General features: G+C 66.2%; 19 protein-coding genes. 10 read left to right on the plus strand and 9 right to left on the minus strand.

The genetic code is table 11. From position 1 onward, the window contains the following. Positions 1 to 12 precede the first annotated feature (12 nt). Complete coding sequence (locus tag EPO41_RS25665; RefSeq protein ID WP_296331660.1) at positions 13 to 171, plus strand: hypothetical protein; 159 nt, start codon at positions 13 to 15, stop codon at positions 169 to 171. Next, positions 168 to 1211: a DNA polymerase III subunit delta gene (holA, locus tag EPO41_RS25670; RefSeq protein WP_296331662.1), complete on the plus strand. Its 1044-nt coding sequence runs from the start codon at positions 168 to 170 to the stop codon at positions 1209 to 1211. The genes EPO41_RS25665 and holA overlap by 4 nt, the downstream gene beginning before the upstream one ends. 9 nt (positions 1212 to 1220) lie before the next feature. Here the strand turns inward: holA and EPO41_RS25675 are convergent, their stop codons facing one another. Both EPO41_RS25675 and EPO41_RS25680 read right to left on the minus strand, forming a co-directional pair. Then, positions 1221 to 2036, minus strand: coding sequence for a family 1 encapsulin nanocompartment shell protein (locus tag EPO41_RS25675; RefSeq protein WP_296331663.1), 816 nt, complete (start codon positions 2034 to 2036; stop codon positions 1221 to 1223). Positions 2037 to 2040: 4 nt separating this feature from the next. Further along, positions 2041 to 2511 (minus strand): ferritin-like domain-containing protein, encoded by a 471-nt coding sequence (locus tag EPO41_RS25680; protein ID WP_296331665.1) that lies wholly within the window; start codon positions 2509 to 2511, stop codon positions 2041 to 2043. Positions 2512 to 2535: 24 nt separating this feature from the next. Here EPO41_RS25680 and EPO41_RS25685 point away from each other — a divergent pair, with 24 nt between their 5' ends. The 7 genes from EPO41_RS25685 to EPO41_RS25715 all read left to right on the plus strand — a co-directional run bounded on the left by EPO41_RS25685 (position 2536) and on the right by EPO41_RS25715 (position 12660). Continuing rightward, positions 2536 to 3048, plus strand: a complete 513-nt coding sequence (locus tag EPO41_RS25685; RefSeq protein ID WP_296331667.1) for a sigma-70 family RNA polymerase sigma factor — start codon at positions 2536 to 2538, stop codon at positions 3046 to 3048. Between the two features lie 84 nt (positions 3049 to 3132). Next, entirely contained in the window at positions 3133 to 4122 is a 990-nt protein-coding gene (locus EPO41_RS25690; protein WP_296331669.1) for a FecR domain-containing protein, read from the plus strand. Between the two features lie 173 nt (positions 4123 to 4295). Next, complete coding sequence (locus tag EPO41_RS25695; RefSeq protein ID WP_296331671.1) at positions 4296 to 6710, plus strand: TonB-dependent receptor; 2415 nt, start codon at positions 4296 to 4298, stop codon at positions 6708 to 6710. Between the two features lie 154 nt (positions 6711 to 6864). Beyond that, positions 6865 to 8385 (plus strand): PepSY-associated TM helix domain-containing protein, encoded by a 1521-nt coding sequence (locus EPO41_RS25700; protein WP_296331673.1) that lies wholly within the window; start codon positions 6865 to 6867, stop codon positions 8383 to 8385. Positions 8386 to 8495: 110 nt separating this feature from the next. Then, positions 8496 to 8999 carry a sigma-70 family RNA polymerase sigma factor gene (locus EPO41_RS25705; RefSeq protein ID WP_296331675.1) on the plus strand — a complete coding sequence of 168 codons (504 nt, stop codon included), beginning with the start codon at positions 8496 to 8498 and terminating at the stop codon, positions 8997 to 8999. Between the two features lie 86 nt (positions 9000 to 9085). Next, positions 9086 to 10054, plus strand: a complete 969-nt coding sequence (locus tag EPO41_RS25710; protein WP_296331676.1) for a FecR domain-containing protein — start codon at positions 9086 to 9088, stop codon at positions 10052 to 10054. Between the two features lie 134 nt (positions 10055 to 10188). Then, positions 10189 to 12660: a TonB-dependent receptor gene (locus tag EPO41_RS25715; protein WP_296331678.1), complete on the plus strand. Its 2472-nt coding sequence runs from the start codon at positions 10189 to 10191 to the stop codon at positions 12658 to 12660. A 12-nt stretch (positions 12661 to 12672) separates the two neighbouring features. Here EPO41_RS25715 and EPO41_RS25720 read toward each other — a convergent pair whose 3' ends face one another. Further along, positions 12673 to 13356, minus strand: coding sequence for a TonB family protein (locus EPO41_RS25720; protein ID WP_296331680.1), 684 nt, complete (start codon positions 13354 to 13356; stop codon positions 12673 to 12675). A gap of 225 nt (positions 13357 to 13581) precedes the next feature. Here EPO41_RS25720 and EPO41_RS25725 point away from each other — a divergent pair, with 225 nt between their 5' ends. After that, entirely contained in the window at positions 13582 to 14052 is a 471-nt protein-coding gene (locus EPO41_RS25725; protein WP_296331681.1) for a hypothetical protein, read from the plus strand. Here the strand turns inward: EPO41_RS25725 and rutD are convergent. The 6 genes from rutD to rsmG all read right to left on the minus strand — a co-directional run bounded on the left by rutD (position 14049) and on the right by rsmG (position 18620). Next, positions 14049 to 14840, minus strand: a complete 792-nt coding sequence (gene rutD, locus EPO41_RS25730) for a pyrimidine utilization protein D (RefSeq protein ID WP_296331683.1) — start codon at positions 14838 to 14840, stop codon at positions 14049 to 14051. The two genes, EPO41_RS25725 and rutD, sit on opposite strands and share 4 nt — an antisense overlap. Further along, positions 14837 to 15226 (minus strand): pyrimidine utilization protein C, encoded by a 390-nt coding sequence (gene rutC / locus EPO41_RS25735; RefSeq protein WP_296331685.1) that lies wholly within the window; start codon positions 15224 to 15226, stop codon positions 14837 to 14839. The genes rutD and rutC overlap by 4 nt, the downstream gene beginning before the upstream one ends. Positions 15227 to 15231: 5 nt before the next feature. Beyond that, positions 15232 to 15975: a pyrimidine utilization protein B gene (gene rutB / locus EPO41_RS25740; RefSeq protein WP_296331687.1), complete on the minus strand. Its 744-nt coding sequence runs from the start codon at positions 15973 to 15975 to the stop codon at positions 15232 to 15234. A 260-nt stretch (positions 15976 to 16235) separates the two neighbouring features. Beyond that, a complete protein-coding gene (locus EPO41_RS25745) occupies positions 16236 to 17228 on the minus strand; it encodes a ParB/RepB/Spo0J family partition protein (RefSeq protein WP_296331690.1) in 993 nt (330 codons plus the stop codon). Next, positions 17225 to 18064, minus strand: coding sequence for a ParA family protein (locus EPO41_RS25750; RefSeq protein WP_296331691.1), 840 nt, complete (start codon positions 18062 to 18064; stop codon positions 17225 to 17227). Before EPO41_RS25750 ends, EPO41_RS25745 begins: the two co-directional genes overlap by 4 nt. Further along, complete coding sequence (gene rsmG, locus EPO41_RS25755) at positions 17982 to 18620, minus strand: 16S rRNA (guanine(527)-N(7))-methyltransferase RsmG (RefSeq protein ID WP_296331693.1); 639 nt, start codon at positions 18618 to 18620, stop codon at positions 17982 to 17984. Before rsmG ends, EPO41_RS25750 begins: the two co-directional genes overlap by 83 nt. Between the last annotated feature and the right edge of the window lies 1 nt (position 18621).

Consider the following 18621-nt stretch of genomic DNA (forward strand, 5'->3'; position numbering starts at 1 on the left):
AGGCCGGAGAACATGGCACGCAAGCCGAACTACGATTTCGAGCGTCGCGAACGCGAACGTCTCAAGGCCATCAAGGTCGCCGAGAAGGCCGAAGCCAAGCGCGCCGCCCGCGAGCGCGCCAAGCTGGGCGAGGGCGGTGAAACGCCCGAGGACGAGAGCAAGCCTGCGTGAAGATCGAGGCACGCCAGGTCGAAGCCTTCCTCAAAAAGCCGGACCCCAAGGTCCGGGGCGTGGTGATCTACGGCAACGATGACGGGCTGGTCGCCGAGCGCGCCGTGGCGCTCGCCAGAACGATCTGCGACGATCTCAAGGATCCGTTCCGCGTCGTCGATATCGCGGGCGACGTGCTGAAGCAGGATCCGGCGCGGCTGGCCGACGAGTTCGGCGCCCTGTCGATGATGGGCGGCCGCCGCGTGATCCGCGTCCGGCCGGCGGGCGAGGAATCCGTCGCGGCGCTGGAGAACCTCGTCGAAGCAACGGCCGGCGATGCGCTGATCATCGTCGAGGCCGGCAACCTGACGCCGCGCTCCAACCTGCGCACGCTCGCCGAGACCGAAGCCACGCTGGCCGCCATGCCCTGCTACATGGACAACGAAGCTGCGCTCGAAGGCCTCGTTGAAGGCGCGGCTCGCGCGCAGGGCATGACCGTCGAGCCCGACGCGCTGGACTGGATCGTCGAGCGGCTGGGCGGCGACCGCGGCCAGACGCGCGGCGAGATCGACAAGCTGCTGCTCTACAAGGGCACCGACGCCGGCAAGACCATCACGCTCGAAGATGCGATGGCCGTGCTGGGCGACACCGCCTCGATCGGCATCGACGACGTGATCGCCGCCACCTTCGACGGCGAACTGGTGGCGCTGGATCGTGCACTCGATCGCGTCTTTGCCGAGGGCGGCAATCCCGTCCAGCTCGTGCGCTCGCTGCAGCGCCATGCCGACCAGCTGCATCTCGTGTCGGGACACGCCGCCAAGGGCGGCAATCTAGAAGGCGCGATGTTCAAGGCACGCGGGCTGCCGCGCGGCGGCCCGGTCCGCCAGCGCTTCGAGCGCCACCTGCGCACCTGGCCGCTGCCGCGATTGAGCGCGGCCCTGTCGACGATTCTCGAAGCGGAGATCGAGTGCAAGCGCACCGGCTTGCCCGACGAGGCGATCGCCCGCCGGCTCTGCCTGCGGCTCGGCCAGGCCGCGCGTTCGGCCAAGGCGCGGCGTTAGCTTCAGCTTCTACTTGCCCGCCGACACCAGCGGGATCGCCGCCTGTGGCGACAGGACGAGGAAGGTGAAGCTCTCCTCGATGTAGAGGCGCACGCGTTCGGTATCGTGCTCGAGATAGCCGATCGAGAAATCCTGGCCGACCGTCAGCTCGAAGTCGCCGCCGCGCAGCGAGATCACCAGGCCGCCATCGAGGCCGGGCGCGGCATGGACCTCGCCGTCGATCAGGCGCTGCACGTGGCTCAGGATCGGATAGCCGCCGTCGGTGCGGGCCTGCAGGTCCTTATAGAGCTGCTCGCTCAGAACGACGGCAAAGGGACCTTCGACGCCTTCGTCGCGCAACTTCTTCAGCGCCGCGGCGACGGCATCGGGATAGTCGGCGTGGCTGGTGCCGAGCGCGACAGCCTGGCCCTTCTGGGCCTCGCAGATGCCGGTGATCTGGGCCGCCTTGTAGCCGTGGAAGATGGCGCGGTCCTCGGCCATGGCGATCTCACGCGCCGCCGCCGTCACATTGTCGAGGTCGGGATCGCGCGCGCCCCGATCGATCGCGTCGAGCTCGGCGCGCGACACCTCGAAGGGGATGCGCAACTCGACCAGCGGCTGGATACGGCGCAGGAGTGCCCGCACATTCTCGCCGCCGCGCGGCGACGCGATGGGATCGGCGCGACCGAGTTCGACGTCGGAGGCACCCCAGCCCAGGGGTCCCCGGAAGTCGACCACGCGGCGTGCCGCGAGCAGGGCGCGCAAAGTGCGCTTGGCTTCCTTCTCGATTTCTTCCCAGCCGGCCTCGGTGATGGGCGCGCGGTCGCGAAACAGATGGTTCTTCATGGTGTCACCGGCTCGACTTCTTGCGCAGGCTGCCGATTCCCAGGCTGCCGTCTGATTGAGAGGCCGGCTCGGCGTCGTCGCCAGCTTCGCCACCGCCCTTGATCATGGCGGCCTCGATCCCGGTGATTGGGCCTTCCTTGAAGAGGAACGTGCGAAGGTGCTCGTCCATCTTCGGATCGTTGCGCCGCAACCATTCGAGGGCCATTGCCGCGTGTTCCTTTTCCTCGTCGCGATTGTGCTCGAGGATGGATCGCAGCTCGGCGTTGGCGGTGGCCTTGGCGCGCTGGTCGTACCAGTCGACGGCTTCAAGTTCTTCCATGAGGGAAACGATCGCGCGATGGCGATCGATGACCTCGGGGCCGAGCCGGGCCGGGTCTTCGTGGAGCGTTTCACTGGACATGCGCGCGACAACGCTTGCTGCGCGCGGAAGTTCCTCTTGCTTCGCAAAGGCAACCGAACCGTCATTGCGAAGCATTCGCAAGGACGATATCTAGAGCTTGTGACGCCCGAGTCCACCTCCCTGTTCATCGAACACCGGCTCTCGCTGGTCGACTATGCCGCCGGCATCGTCGGGTCGCGCGCCGCCGCCGAGGACGTGGTTCAGGAGGCCTGGCTTCGCTTCGATGAAGTCTCGCGGCGCCAGCTCCTCAACCAACCGCTGAGCTACCTGTACCGGATCGTCCGTAACCTCGCGATCGACGGACATCGCAAGCAGGTGCGCGAGGAACGCTACATGGTTCCTGGCGCCGCCGTGCTGGCGGAGAGTCTCGCCGAGGATCGGCCGACGCCGGAGGCCGAGGCCGAGGGGCGAGGCGAGTTGCGCGCCCTGCTGGCGGCCATGCAGGAATTGCCGGAGCGCACACGTGTTGCCCTCGAGATGCATCGCATGGGCGGCGCGACGCTGCGGGAAATCGCCGAGTATCTCGGCATTTCAGTAGGGCTTGCGCATACCCTGGTCATCGATGGCCTCGAACATTGCCGAGCGCGCCTGGCCCGCCCTGCCGCGCGTTAGCCCCCTCCAAATCTTTTTCTGAACATCGCGCCTGCCGCCGTCGTCTAGAGGGTGTGGTGTAATGCGCCCATCGGCGGGAGTGGCATGGCTGAGCAAACGCGTCCGGCAAACGAGGGAATGCCCACCAGGGCCAGCGAATGGCTGGTGGCTCTGGCCGAGCAGCCCGGGAACCCAGACCTGCGCGCGCAGTTCGATCGCTGGCTGGCCGCAAGCGAAGATCGCGCACGCGACTGGAAAGAGATCCAGCACGCGTCAACGCTCTTGTCGTCCGCTGCGCCGAAGAAGCCGGAATGGGCAAGTTTCCTCAATCGGCGCCGTGCGATGGAAGCGGCGCGGGCGCGCCGGCAGCGTCGGCGTCGGTTGACCGGCCTGGTCGCGGTGGCGGCGGCGGCGTGCCTGCTGGTGTTCTTCCAGGCCGGGAACCTGCTGCTCAGGATGGAAGCCGATCATCTGACGGCAACCGCGGAGCAGCGCCGAGTCGTTCTCACCGACGGCACGGTGGCGTTGCTCGGAGCGGAGAGCGCAATCGACGAAGCCTATTCCCGATCCGAGCGCCGGCTCAGATTGCTGAAAGGCGAAGTTTTCTTCGAGGTCGCGGGCAATGACCGGCGACCCTTTTCCGTGGAAGCACGCGATGTCGTGGCGCGCGACATCGGCACCGCGTTCGAGATTCGGTTGGGTCTTCATGCAACCGAGGTTGCCGTCCGCGAAGGCATCGTCGATGTCGCCCGCGTGGCGGCGGCGATGCCGCCCCAACGCCTCCTCGCAGGCGAATGGGCACGCCTCGCACCGGATGGCGGTGTCGAACGCGGACGGGTGCCGCCGGATCAGGTGGCGTCGTGGACCCAGGGGCAACTGGTCGTGAACGACCGGCCGGTGGCGGAGGTCGTCGAAGCATTACGGCCCTATTTCGACGGCATGATCGTGCTGCGCGGCAGCCGCCTCGCGGCCGAGCCGCTGACCGGCGTCTACAACCTGGGCGATTCCCTGGAAGCGCTGCGGGCAGTCGCGCGCGCACAAGGCGCTTCGCTGCACCGGATATCACCGTGGCTGGTCGTCATCTCCGGCGATTGAATTCCATCGACTCACAAAATCTGAACATGGGGCGTGTCGCCATCGTCTCCTGATGGAGGGCTGTTGACGCGTCGCCTGTTGCCATCGTGCTCAGCCTCCGAGAATGAGCGATGCGCATACAGGCGATGGGAACGGCGGCCGGACTCGTGCTGGCTCTTGGTGCGACATGCCAGATGACAGGCATCGGGCCTGCGCACGCGCAGAACCTGCAAGGGCAGACGCCGGCCGAAACGTCGGGCCAGCGAGCCCGCACGTTCGACATTCCGGCGCAGCCGCTTGCCGACGCGCTCACCCGGTTCGGGCGCCAGAGCGGATTGCAGGTTTCCGCCCACGGCGATCTCCTGCGCGGCTTGTCGGCGCCGAGCGTCAGCGGACTCATGACAAGCGAACAGGCGCTGGGTCGGCTGCTGACCGGCAGCGGGCTCGTCTACAGCATCAGCGACGGAGGCACCGTCGTGCTGCAAAGACCCGGCCCCGCGGGTGCATCCGGTGCGCTGCAGCTCGACCCGGTGCAGGTGCAGGGCGTCTTCCCGGTGCCCTCGCAAGCGATGATCGACAACCTGCCGCCGCCCTATTCCGGCGGCCAGGTCGCGACCGGTGGACAGGTCGGCCTGCTGGGCGACCGCGGCGTGATGGACACGCCCTTCAACCAGACGAGCTACACGGCGAAGAAGGCACAGGACCAGCAGGCGAAGACGGTCATGGATGTGCTGGTCGACGATCCCTCGGTGCGCGTGCTCCTGCCGGGCAGCACGCCGGGATCCGACGCCGTCAGCATTCGCGGCTTTCTCGCCGACACGCTCGATATGGCCTATGGTGGACTGTTCGGCATCAGTCCGCACTACAGCATCATGGCGGAACTCGCCGAACGCGTGGAGGTTCTCAAGGGTCCGAACGCGATGCTGTACGGGATGCAGCCGCGCGGCGGCATCGGCGGTACGGTCAACATCGTTCCCAAGCGCGCACCGGAAGAGCCGCTGACTCAGGTGACCGCCAACTATCTGTCCGCGGCGCAGTTCGGCGGTCACGCCGATGTCGCCCGGCGCTTCGGTTCCGAAAAGCAGTTCGGCGTGCGCGTCAACGGCGCCTTCAGGGCCGGGCAGACGGACGTCAAATGGAACAGCGACGAGCGGGCGCTCGCCGTTCTCGGCCTCGACTTCCGCGGCGAGAATATGAGGTTCTCCGCCGATCTCGGTTACCAGTATCGCTATACCGGCGGCGTGCTGGGCTTCCTCAGCCTCGCCGACGGCGTGCCTCTGCCGTGGGCGCCGAATGCACGCAACAATCCGGCGGGCCAGCCCTGGAGTGCCTCGGAGCACAAGGATCTCTTCGCGACGTTTCGGGCCGAACTCGACGTAACGCAAGGTGTAACCGCTTACGTTGCGGGCGGTGCCCACGATTGGCGGATGAACAACACGCTGGCGTTCGGCATCAACATTACCGACCCAGGCGGCAACGGCACCGGCTTCGCGCCCACCGCCCAGAGCTATTGGCGCGGCTTCAGGACGGCGGAGGCTGGCGTGCGCGCGCTCGCGACCACCGGTCCGGTCGGGCACGAGCTGGCCTTCACGGCCACCAGCTACAATCAGACCGGTGGCGCTTCGAGCGTGGCCCAGGGCGCGGCCTTCGCCACCAACATCTACAACCCGACCGTCATCGCGCCGCCGACCGGCAGCACGCCCCTCGCGAACATGAACTCGACCTTGGAACTATCGAGTCTCGCCATCGCCGATACCCTGACGGGTGCCGACAAGCGCATCCAGTTGACGCTCGGCGCCCGTCTGCAGCGCGTGGTGTCGCAGAACTTCGACGACATGAGCGGGGTCATGACCTCGAGCTACGATCAGAGCGCGCTCAGCCCATCGGTGTCGCTGGTCCTCAAACCCTGGGCAAACGTGTCGGTCTACGGCAACTGGATCCAGGGGCTTCAACCCGGCTTCACCGTCGGGCCGTCTTACGCCAATTCCGGGGAGGTGTTCGCACCCTTCAAGTCGACGCAGTACGAGGTCGGCGTGAAGGCCGACTGGGGCAAGTTCACCACCACGGTGAGCGCCTTCCAGATTTCCCAGCCAACGACGGTATCCGTGGCCGGTCCGGCGTTGCCGACCCTCAGCCTCGCCGGCGAGCAGCGCAATCAGGGCCTGGAATTCAACGTGTTCGGCACGCCCACCGAGGGCGTTCGGCTGCTGGGCGGCGCGATGCTTCTCAATCCGGTCATGACCCAGACGCAGGGCGGCGTGAACGATGGTTGGATCGCGCCTTTCTCTCCGACCTTCCAATTCAACCTGGCGGGCGAATGGGATCTTCCCTTTGCCCGCGGTCTCACCCTGAACGGTCGTGTCGTCTACACGGGATCCCAGTATGTCGATCTCACCTGGCCGCGGCGCAGCCTCCCGGCATGGACGCGCTTCGACCTCGGTGCCCGTTACGCCTTCGAGAATCCAGGTGCCAAGGGCAAGCTGCTCGTGGCGCGCTTCAATGTCGACAACGTGCTGGACACCAATTACTGGGCCGGCGGCTCCAGCGTTTCCAGTCTCTACCTCGGCGCCCCGCGGACCTTCCGCCTGTCTCTCACGGCGGATTTCTGAGCCAAGTCTTCGTGCTCCCGGAAAAATAGGCCCTCCAGAGAGAGAAAATCGTCCCTGCGATTCGTCTGATTAAGAGGACGGTGACGGAAGCGGTCTTTGCAGATGCGTGCATATTTGGCGGAAGCCTGACTTGGAGCCGACATTTCGCGCGTCCATGAACTGGCTGCACACCTGGGCGGGCGTCGTCCTGGGTGGGTTGTTGTTCGCCATCTTCTGGATGGGCACCTTGTCGGTCTTCGATCGCGAGATCGATCTCTGGATGAAGCCGGCGACGCGCATGGATTCGTCCCGGCCGGTCGCCGCCGACATCCTCGCGCGCGAGATGAAGCCCTTCATCGGCGATGCGATTCAGTGGTTCATGCTCTTCCCAACCGAGCGGGAACCGGCGGTCCGTATCGGCTACCGTGGCGAGAGCGGACCGTTCGTGCAGCGCAGCGCTGATCCTGCGACCATGGCCCTGCTGCCGGAAGCGGGAACCCTGGCCGGCACCGGGTTCATCTTCCCGTTCCACTACAGTCTGCACATCCGCTTTGCGTCGCTGGGCTACTGGATCGTCGGGCTCGCCGCGATGGCGATGATGGCGCTGTGCGTGTCGGGCGTCGTGATCCATCGCAAGATTTTCACCGACTTCTTCACTTTCAGGGCCGACAAGAAGCCGCGCCGGCTCATGCTCGACCTGCACAATGTCGCGGGCGTTCTGGGGCTGCCGTTCCATTTCATGATCACACTGTCGGGCGTGATCATCTTCTTCTCCATCTACTTTCCCACGACGATGGAGTTCGCCTACGGCGACGATCGACGCGCCTTCAACCGGGAAGCGTTCGGAAATTTCAGCCGGCCCAAGGCGAATGCACCTGCCGCCGCTTCGGCATCACTGGATGGCCTTCTGGCCGATGCCTCGCGCCGATGGGATGGCGGGAGGCCTTACTTCCTGCGGGTCTGGCATCCGGGGGACGCCAACTCCTACGTCGAGATACGCCGGGCCTACGACGATGCGATCACCATGAATCTCGACGTCCTGTACTTCGACGCCGCGGCCGGCGAGCTGCTCCGCAGCTCCTCCACCTCTCCGGTGATGACCGCGCAGCGCTTCATCTCCGGCCTGCATTTCGTCCAGTTTCGCCACTGGACCCTTCGCTGGGTCTATTTTGCGCTGGGGCTGACCGGGTGCCTCCTGATCGCGACCGGCTATTTTTTCTGGCTGGAGTCGCGAAGAAGGAAACATGAGCAAATGGGCCTGCGCGGTGTGCGCGTAGTGGAAGGCCTGACCGTCGGTTCCGTGACCGGCATCGTGATCGCGACGCTGTCCTTCTTCGTCGTGAACCGGCTGCTGCCGTCGGGGGCCAAGTTCCTCGGCGAGGAGCGTGCCGCCCTCGAAGTGTGGACCTTCTATCTCGTCTGGCTCGCGACCTTCGCCCATGCGTGGCTGCGGCCGGGCAGGGCGTGGCTCGAACAATGCTGGACGGTTGCGGCGCTCGCGCTCGCCGCCGTCGGGCTCAACTGGATGACGACGGGACACCATCTCGGCCGCAGCCTCGCGCAACCGCATCTCCACGCCATTGCCGGCATGGATCTGCTGTTGTCGCTCGGCGGTGCTGGTGCAGCCTTGGCCGCATTGAGACTCGCGAGGAGGACGAGGGCGACCGTTCGCGGCACACGTCCTCAGCATTCCTGAAGTCCTCGGCTCGTCAGGCGCTCAGGGCTCGTCCGGGCATTTAATTTGCGAATAATTATCAATTCAAATAGGATGGCCACCGACTGGAGCGAGCGGAGAGTTGGGTATCAGTGCCTTCGGACACGACTGCTTTATTCGTCGAGCACCGCGGCTCCCTGGTTAACTACGCCACGAAGCTGGTCGGCTCGCGCGCGCAGGCAGAGGATCTCGTGCAAGAGGCGTGGTTGCGGCTCGACGCGGCCGCTCGCGAAAGCGCGGTGCATGAGCCGCTCGGCTATCTCTATCGCATCGTCCGCAACCTCGCCGTCGATCAATCGCGGGCGGCCGGCCGAGCACGGGGCTGGCAACGCGACGAGAAGGCAGGTCTCGAGGTCGTCCTCGGCCTGCGCTCGACGGCGACGCCCGAGAACATCGCCCTGCATCGCGACCAGATGCGCCTGCTCAGGGCGGCGCTCGACGAGCTGCCGGCCCGCACGCGTATCGCCTTCGGCATGCATCGCGTGGGCGGGTTCAAGCTGCGCGAGATCGCCGATGCCCTCGACATCTCCCTGCCCATGGCGCAGAAGCTCGTGACCACCGCCCTCCTACATTGCCGCAAGCGTCTTGGTCGCTGAGGCGCCGGCCAAGTAGAAAAGGGCCGCTCGTAACCGTCTAGGAATTACGCCGAGGCCGATCAGCGGGTCGGCACATGAAGGATGGGATGAAAGCCAGGTCGGACATTCCCAGCAGGGCGATCGAGGAAGCTGCGGAATGGTCCGTGCTGCTGATGGACGAGCCCGGCGACCTCGACCTTCGCCGGCGTTTCGAAGCTTGGCGCCGGCGGAGCACGGAGAATGCGGCGGCGTGGGTAGACATCCAGCAGACCATCGACCTCGCCGACGAAGCCTTGCCCGACCATGCGCATGAGTGGCGAGCGATGGCAGCCCCCCGCAGGCAGCGTCGGGCCAAGGCGGGGCGGCGGCGGTGGCTGATGCCGGCAGCTGTCGTCGCGCTGGCGGCCGTCATCGGCTGGTCGGTGCTGCCCGGCGCCCTCCTGCGCCTGCAGGCCGACCATGTCACCGCGACGGCCGAGCTCCGCACCATCGGATTACTGGACGGAAGCACCGTCACCTTGGGCCCCGACAGCGCCATCTCCGTCACCTTTTCGCCCCGCGAGCGACAGGTGCGGCTGATCAAGGGCGAGGCCTTCTTCGAGGTCGCAGCCGATCGCAACCGGCCCTTCAAGGTCGCGACGCCATGGGCGCAGGCCTCCGTGCTGGGCACGCGCTTCGAGGTGTGCCTCGATGATGCCGGCACGAAGGTCGCGGTCGAGGAGGGGCATGTCCTGGTCGAAGGAACGCACGGGCGCGAGACGCTCGATCCGGGACAGGCGATTGAGGTGGCGACCACAGGCACCTTGCAGCGCGTGAACCTGGAGGCGGGCTCCGTCGCGATGTGGCGCCAGCGCTTGGTCTATCTGAAGAACCGGCCGATGGCGGAAGCCGTAAACGAGATCCGCCGCTATTTCCCCGGCAGGATCGTCGTGACTGATGACGCCTTGGCGGAACAGCCGACCACTGGCGTGTTCAACCTCAACGATCCGGAAGCCGCCTTGCGTGGCCTTGCGCAGGCCCACGGCGCCAGGGTGCGCCGCATATCGCCATGGCTGCTCGTCGTTTCCGGCTCGTAGCCGGCACCGATGATTCTTTCGGTATAAAAACCGGCGAGCCCATCGTCTCCGGGCGGGAGCAAATCGCGACGCACTAGCCCGGTCACCGCCAAGCGTTCCGACGAGCCCGAATTTTCGGAGATGGGAGCGAGCCTGTGACCACGCACTTCGGCAGACACTTTCGTCGCGCGCTTTTCGGCGCCTGTGTTTCGCTGGCGGGGGTGGGCGCTGACCTGCAGGCCAGCGCGCAGGATACGTCCGCACCGCAGCTCGCCCAGACGCAACCACGCGCGTTCAACATTCCCGCACAGCCTCTCGAATCGGCGTTGCTCGCTTTCGGACAACAGTCGGGCCGTCAGATCGTTTCCCACGGCGACCTGGTGAAAGGCCTCTCGTCGCCCGGCGTGCGGGGCATGCTGTCGATCGAAGCGGCGCTCCAGCAGCTCCTCGCCGGAACGGGCCTGACCTATTCGACGAGCGGCGGCGCCGTCTCCTTGCAGCGAGCGGGCCAAGGAGCGGGTTTACCGCCGGGCGCCCTGCAGCTCGACCCGGTCCAGGTGCAGGGCGCCTTTCCGGTGCCGGCGCAGGCGATGATCGACAACGCGCCGCCGCCCTACGCAGGCGGGCAGGTGGCCACCGGCGGACAGCTCGGCCTGCTCGGCAATCGCGGCGTGATGGATACGCCCTTCAACCAGACGAGCTACACGGCGCAGAAGGCGCAGGATCAACAGGCCAGGACGGTGAAGGACGTGATGGCCGACGATCCCTCTGTGCGCTCGCAGCGCCGCGTCAACGCGATCGGCGACGACAACGTCTTCATCCGCGGCTTTCAGGTCAGCTCCACCGCTACCGCGTATGGCGGGCTCTACGGCATCCTGCCGACCGCGTCGATCTCCGCCGAGCTTGCAGAGCGCGTCGAGGTCCTGAAGGGCCCGAGTGCCATGCTGAACGGCATGGCACCGAACGGCGGCTTCATCGGCGGCACAGTCAACGTCGTTCCCAAGCGCGCACCCGATGCTGACCTGACGCAGATGACAGCAAGCTATGGTTCAATCGGCCAAGTCGGCGCGCATGCCGACGTGGCACGGCGCTTCGGCGAGGAGAAGGAATTCGGGGTCCGGTTCAATGGTCTTTTCAGGGCCGGGCAGACCGAGGTCGAGTGGAACAGCGAGCAACGTGGGCTTGCGGCTCTCGGCCTGGACTATCGCGGGCAGCGACTGCGGCTTTCAGCCGATCTGGGCTATCAGTACCAGTATGTGGGCGGCGTGATTCCCTTCATCGGACTGAGCCCGGGCGTTCAATTGCCATGGGCGCCCGATGCGAGCAAGAGCCCGGGCGGCCAACCCTGGGCGTGGCAGCAGCGCAAGGATCTGTTCGGCGTCGCACGCGCCGAGTTCGACGTCACAGACAACGTGACGGCCTTCGCGGCCTTCGGCGCGCACGACTATCGGCTGACCACACTTACGACGCCAATCGTCACAGTCACGAACTTCAGCGGCAACGCCACATCGACGGCACCGGAAAATACCAGCAGCGCCTATACCTATCTCTCTGGCGAAGCTGGTGTACGTGGCTTCGCCGACACGGGCCCGATCCGGCACGAATTCTCCTTGGCCGGTTCGATCTTCCGACAGTTCACCAGTTCCGGCTCGGTGACAGGCGCGGCCTTCACCACCAATATCTACGCGCCCAACGTCACGGCGATACCGAATCTCGCAACACCCGCGGCCAACCTCGCCTCGACGGCCGCCCTGTCGAGTATCGGCCTCGTAGACACGATGTCGGGCGCGAACGGGCGGGTGCAGCTCACTGCTGGTGCCCGTCTGCAACAGGTGCAGGCCAACAACTACAATCCGCTGACGGGCATCCAGACCTCGAGCTACGATCAGAGCGCAATCAGTCCCACGGTTGCGCTGGTCGTCAAGCCATTCTGGGAGAACGTGACCTTCTACGCCAACTACATCCAGGGCCTGCAGCAAGGCAGTGTCGTGCCGAACAACTTCGCCAATGCCGGCGAGATCTTTCCGCCCTTCCAGTCGACGCAGTACGAAGCCGGCATAAAGATCGACTGGGGCAAGCTCACGACGACGGCGAGCATCTTCCAGATTTCCCGACCCAGCACGCTCACCAACGTGGCAACCAACACGCTCGTCCTTTCCGGCGAGCAGCGCAACCAAGGGCTCGAACTGAATTTCTTCGGCGAGCTCGCGGAAGGCGTGCGGGTACTGGGCGGCGTCATGTTCCTGAATGCCGTGCTGACCAAGACGCAGGGCGGCGCCACCAATGGCTGGATCGCGCCCTTCGCGCCCGGTGCGCAGTTCAACATCGCTGGCGAATGGGATCTACCCTTTGCAAAGGGCCTCACCGCCCTCGGCCGATTGACTTACACGGGCTCGCAATACATCGACACGACGCTCCCACGCCGCAGCCTGCCGGAGTGGACCCGCTTCGACGTCGGCGCGCGCTATGCTTTCGAGAATCCTAGCGCCAAGGGCAAGCTGCTGGTCGCCCGCTTCAACGTCGACAACGTACTGGGCGCCAACTATTGGGAGGGCGGCAACCAGGTGACGACGCTCTTCCTCGGACAGCCGCGCACGTTTCGCCTCGCTTTGGCCGCGGACTTCTGAGGCAACAGCGCGTCAGCGCCGCATGAAGAACTGTACGGGTACGACCAGCCTCAAGGTTTCGCCGGGCTGGTCCTGCGGCAGCGGCGGCAGAGGTTCGGCGCGCGTCAGGAGTTCCAGACCTTCGCGGTCGAGCACGGCACTGCCTGCGCTGCGCTCGATGCGGGCGCTCAGAACGCGTCCTTCGCGCGTTATCGTGAACAGAACGTAGGCGACACCTTCGCTCCGGTTGCGTTGCGCTTCCGCCGGGTAGCGCTTGTGCCGTTCGAGGTGGCGGAGGAGCTGCGCCTTCCACGTCGGCAGGGCGGTCGACTGCCGATCCGGGGACATGCCGAGCGTCGGCGCGGCGGTCGCCGGAACGTCGTCGGAGGAGGCCGACGGCGTCGCTTTCGCTTCGACGGGCGGTTTCTCCGGTTTCTTGTCGGCTGGCCTCTTCTGTGTGCGAGGACGCGTCGAGGTCGTCGGCGCGGGTTGGTGGATGCTCACCGCCGCGATCGCTGGCGGCAGCAGCTCGACCGGCGGCGGCGGCTCCGGCTCCGGGATCATCTCGCTCAAATCGGGAACGGGAAGCGGGTCGGGCTCGGCCTCGGGCGCCAGCGGCGCCAGTTCCAGCAGGATGGCGGCCGGCGGCTCGAGGTTCCGTAACGGTGGCGCAGTCGGTTCTTGCTCCAGGGCGAAGGCAAACAGCGCTGAGTGCATCGAGAGCACGAACGCAAAACTGCCGGACCACCGTAGGATTTCGGTTAAAGCCAACGCGTAGAGCCTCGCTTTGCGGGCGGCGGCTTCCGGATTCAGGGCTTGAGTCTAGACAAATTGCGACTAATTATCAATTGCCTTTTTGCAGCCACGCGCGGAGAGCGATCCGACCGCAACGATGGCGGTTCGCCACGCGTTTCGTCGGTCCAAGTTCCCCGGGAGGAAGACGTGCGCGCTTTGGGTTGCCTGCTGACCGCCTCGATCCTGCTCGCCGGATGCGCCTCCGTCCCCATGGCCGGTCCCGCGGCGGACGCCGAGGGCAAGCGCTTCGATCCGCCGCCGCCGGGTCAGGCCGTCCTCTATCTCTACCGAAGCTCCTTGCTGGGATCCGAGGTCGCCTTTTCGCTGGCCGACAACCAGCAGCCGATCGGGTCTCTGGCCGACAAGACCTGGATTCGGCTGGAGGTCGCGCCGGGGCAGCACGTGATCACCTGTAGCGCACCCAGCTACGCACCACTCACGCAGACGCCGGCCCAGGCGGCCATCGTAGATCTCGCACCGGGCGAAACGCGCTTCCTCGAAGTCGACGTGTGGCCCGGACTGCCGCTGAACCCGCGCTGCAAGGCGACCGAGGTATCGGCGGACCAGGGCCGCGCCGGCGTGACCGGTGGCAATCGCGCAATCGCATCGGGCAGCTAGGTCGATCCGAACCGTCGGTCGAGAAATCCCAGCAACAGAGCATTGAAGGCCTCGGGCTCCGTGACGTTGAGCCCATGGCCGCCATAGGGCACGACGTCGAGGGTGGCGTCGGCCAGCTGCACCGCCAGCGTCTCGGACTGGCTGCAGGGCACCAGCACGTCGTCGCGCGCCGCCGACAGGAGAACGGGCAGGCGCAGGGCGTGGAGATGCGGCGTCGCGTCGAAGCGCAACAGCGCCTCGATGCGGCGCAGCAGGTTGTTGCTGCCCTGGAAGCCCGACAACGCGTGCGCGTCCTCCGCCACCATGCGCTCGGCGTTCGCGGCCAGCCAGGTCGCGGGATAGAGGAAGATCGGTTGGGCGCGGACATAGGCTTCGACCCCGGCGCCTTTCAGCAGCGCGACACGGATCTCGAAGCAGCGCCGCGTATGGGCATCGGCCGCGGCCCATCCATTCACGACGGTGAGCGAGCGAACGCGATCGGGATGGCGCAGCGCGAGGTCGATGCCGGCGAGGCCGCCCAGCGCGTGACCGACGAAGTGACAAGTCTTCGTCGATGTCGCATCGAGAATCTCAAGGACCTCATCGGCCATATCGGAGATGGCATAATTCGCCGGAAGCTGCGGCGCGCGGGCGCGGCCGGTGCCGCGCTGATCGTAGGTGATGACGCGATAGCGCGCGCCGAGGGCGGCGAGCTGGGGCGCCCAGTAACCGGCCGCACCGCCAAGGCCCGCCGAAAGCAGCACGGTCGCGGCGTCCGGCCGCTCGCAGGCGTGAACGTCGAAAGTCACGTCCTGCCGATATGCGCGACGGTCGCGATCTCGATCAGTGCGTCCTTCTTCACCAGGCCGCACTGGATGCAGTACCGCGCCGGCTTGTCGCCCGGGAAATACTGCGCATAGACGGCGTTGATCGCGGCGTAATGCGCCCAGTCGGTGAGGAAGATCGAGTTGAAAGTGACGTCGGCCATCGCGCCGCCGGCGGCTTCGATCACCGACTGGATGGTCTTCAGCACGTGATGCGTCTGCGCCGTCGGATCGCCGACATGCACCACGTTGGTCTCGGCATCGAGCGGCAGGGTGCCGGAAACGTAGACGATGCCGTCGGCCACGACGCCGGGCGAATAGGGTGCCAGCGTCTTGCCGGTGCCGGGCGGGATCACGGGCTTCATGGGCATCGGTCTTATCCTTCCGTCTTGAGGGCAGGGTGGACGTTGGCCTGCAGGGCCGTGCGAAACGCATCGACGGACGACACCCAGCCGAAGAAGCTCTCGATGTTGAACAGTGACGCCTTCTGGATGTAGTCGGGCCCGGCGTGATGCGTCGCGTCATGCAGGACGATGCCGAAATATTCGAGGAAGAAGCCGTCGCGCAGGGTCGACTCGACGCAGACGTTGGTGGCGACGCCGGTGAAGACCAGAGAACGGATGCCGCGGGCGCGCAGCATGCTGTCGAGGTTGGTGTTGTAGAAGGCGCTGTAGCGCGGCTTGGAGATGACGATGTCGCCCTTCTGCGGCGGCAACGCCTCGACCAGCTCGTAGTCCCAGCCGCCCTTGGCCAGCAGCTTGCCGTACAGCTCCGGCCTGGCGCGCATCGTCTTCATCGCGTTCGACTTGTGCCAGTTGGGCGAACCCGGGCCGCCTGCTTCGACATAGTCGGGATCCCAGCCGTTCTGGAAATAGATCACCGGGATGCCGGCGGCGCGCGCCGCCGCGGCGGCCTCGCGGATCTTCTCGATGGCGGGCGCGGCGCCGGAGATGTCGAAGCCCGCGAGGTCGAGATAGCCACCGGGCGAGGCATAGGCGTTCTGCATGTCGACGATGATCAGCGCCGTTTCCGACGGCTTGATCAGCATCGGCTCCGGCCGCGCCTCGAGCAGGCGCGCGTCGGGGTCTTCGGGTGAGAAATAACTGACGGGCTTTGCCATGCTCCAAGTCTCCCGGTGCCGTTGGGCCGCTCCGGGAGACGCCAGCAAGAACCTGACCAGATCGACGGTCTTGGGTCTTTCCGCCTGGGATGGAATCATATCGAATCACCCAAAAAAAACACCTCACCCTGAGGAGCGCTCCGCAGGAGCGCGTCTCGAAGGGTGCGAACGAGCACCCCGTCTGTTGCCCATCCTTCGAGACGGCCGCGGTGCGGCCTCCTCAGGACGAGGTGGTGTGGTGAACTTGAAGCGTAAAGACGCTAACGCCGCGTGAGTTTGTCGACGACCGTGTCGAGCTGGTCGAAGTCGCGGATTTCCAGCGTTAGGACGCTCTGCTCGCCGAGCCCGCGCAAGGTGAGGTCGACCTTGAGCCCGAGCGCCTCCTCGAGGCGCTTCTCGAGCGCCCGCGTGTCGGCGCTCTTCGGTGTGCCGCCGCTGCCGGCTCCGCCCTTGACCCTGGCGCCGCCGGCCGCCTTGGACGGCTTCTTGGTATCGCCGGCGAGGCGTTCGAGATCGCGCACCGTCAGCTTCTCGGAGACGGCGCGTTTCGCCATCGCCAGCGGGTCCGGTACACCGATCAGTGTACGCGCCTGCCCGGCAGAGAGCTCGCCCTCGCGGACCATTTCCTGCACCGGCGGCGGCAGGTCGAGCAGGCGGATCGTGTTGGCGACATGCGGGCGGCTGCGGCCCATCATGCGCGCGATCTCTTCCTGGGTGTGGCTGTAGTCCTCGATCAGGCGCTTGTAGCCCTGCGCCTCGTCGATCGGCGTGAGATCGGAGCGCTGCAGGTTCTCGACGAGGCCGATCTGCAGGGCATCCTGGTCGTCGATCGTGCGGATGACGACCGGCACGTCGTGCAGCTGGGCCCTCTGGGCGGCCCGCCACCGCCGTTCGCCGGCGATGATCTCGTAGCTGTCGGCCGCGTCCCGAAGGGGACGCACAAGGATGGGTTGCAGAAGCCCATATTCCTTGACCGATTCGACCAGCATCTCGATGCCCTCGAAGCTGGTGCGCGGCTGCATCTTGCCGGGCTTGAGCTGGCCGATCGGCAGGGTGAGCGGCGGCAGCTTGCCGGGCGACGGGCGCGCGGGTTCAGCCTCGGCCGGCGCGGCTTGCGCAGCGGCTGGAGCGGGAACGGATGGGGGCGGCGCCACGGCAGGAGCGGCAGGCGCCACGGCAGAGGCGACTTCGTCGTCACCGAGCAGGGCGGAGAGACCGCGGCCGAGACCGCGCGGCTTGGGTGCTTGGCTCATGGGACATTTGCCTGTTCTGCGGCGAGACGCCGGCGGCGGATGAATTCGCTCGCCAGCAGGATGTAGGCCTGCGATCCGGCGCAGGCATTGTCGTAGATCAGCACGGGCATGCCGTGCGAGGGCGCCTCGGCGATGCGGACGTTGCGCGGGATGGTCGTGCCGAAGACCATCTCGCCGTAATGCGCACGCACGTCTGCCACGACTTGTTGGCTGAGCGTCATGCGGCGGTCGACCATGGTCAGGACGACCCCGAAGATGTGCAACCTGGGATTGAGTCTCTTCCGAACCCTGTCGATCGTGTTGCCGAGCGCTCCGATTCCCTCGAGCGCCAGGAACTCCGCCTGCAGCGGCACCAGCACCGCGTCGACCGCGACGAGGGCATTCAGGGTGACGAGGCCCAGCGAGGGCGGGCAGTCGATCAGGACGATCGTCCAGCGCTGGCGCGCGTCGTTGCCGGGCGCGGCCAGCGCATCGGCCAGCCTGTGCTCGCGACGCTCGAGGTCGATCAGCTCGATCTCGGCACCGGCGAGTTGGCCGGCCGCCGGCATGATGTCCAGACCGGGGATCTGGGTCGCCCGAACGGAGGCGTCCAGCGGGTTGAGACCCAGCAAGAATTCATAAGAACCGGGTGAGCGGTCACTTCTCCCTACACCCAGACCTGTCGACGCATTCCCTTGAGGGTCCAAGTCTATCAAAAGGACCTTCTCGCCAACGGCGGCCAGGGCCGTGGCGAGGTTAATTGCCGTCGTCGTCTTACCGACGCCGCCCTTCTGGTTGGCGATCGCGAAGATCTGCGGCGGCGGTGTAGGGGCCGATTCTGAGGAGGACGGCGTCACGGTCGGTTACGCTCGCAAATGCTTCCGGGGAAAAGTCCCATTTCTTCTTGGCCTCGTCCACCTCGGCCTGCCAGCCCTTCCCCTTGTGGAAAAGGCAAATAGCGGTATCCTTCCTGTGGCGGTCGGACCATTCCAGCAACTGCGCCAGCGGTGCCAGCGCCCTGGCCGTCACCACCTCGGCATTGGCCGGCGGCGCCACCTCGATCCGCTTGATGACCAGCTTTGGCGGGTTCGCCAACCCCATCTTGCGGCTCGCCTCGCCCAGGAAGGCCGCTTTCCGGGCGTCTGATTCGATCATGGTGATCTCCAGATCGGGCCTCATCGCCGCGATCACCAGACCCGGAAAACCGCCGCCGCTCCCCAGGTCGGCGAGGGTTTTGGCCTCCGCTGGGATCAGGGAAACGACTTGGGCCGAATCGACTACGTGCCGCTTCCACACCCCATCCAGGGTGTTCCGGCCGACCAGATTGATGGCCTTCTGCCAGCGCTCCAGGGTTTCGACGAGAACTTCGAGACGCTGTCGTGTTTCACGTGAAACATCGCGGAGGGGATCCATC

It is taken from the genome of Reyranella sp., assembly GCF_004297265.1.
Classification (GTDB): Bacteria; Pseudomonadota; Alphaproteobacteria; order Reyranellales; family Reyranellaceae; genus Reyranella.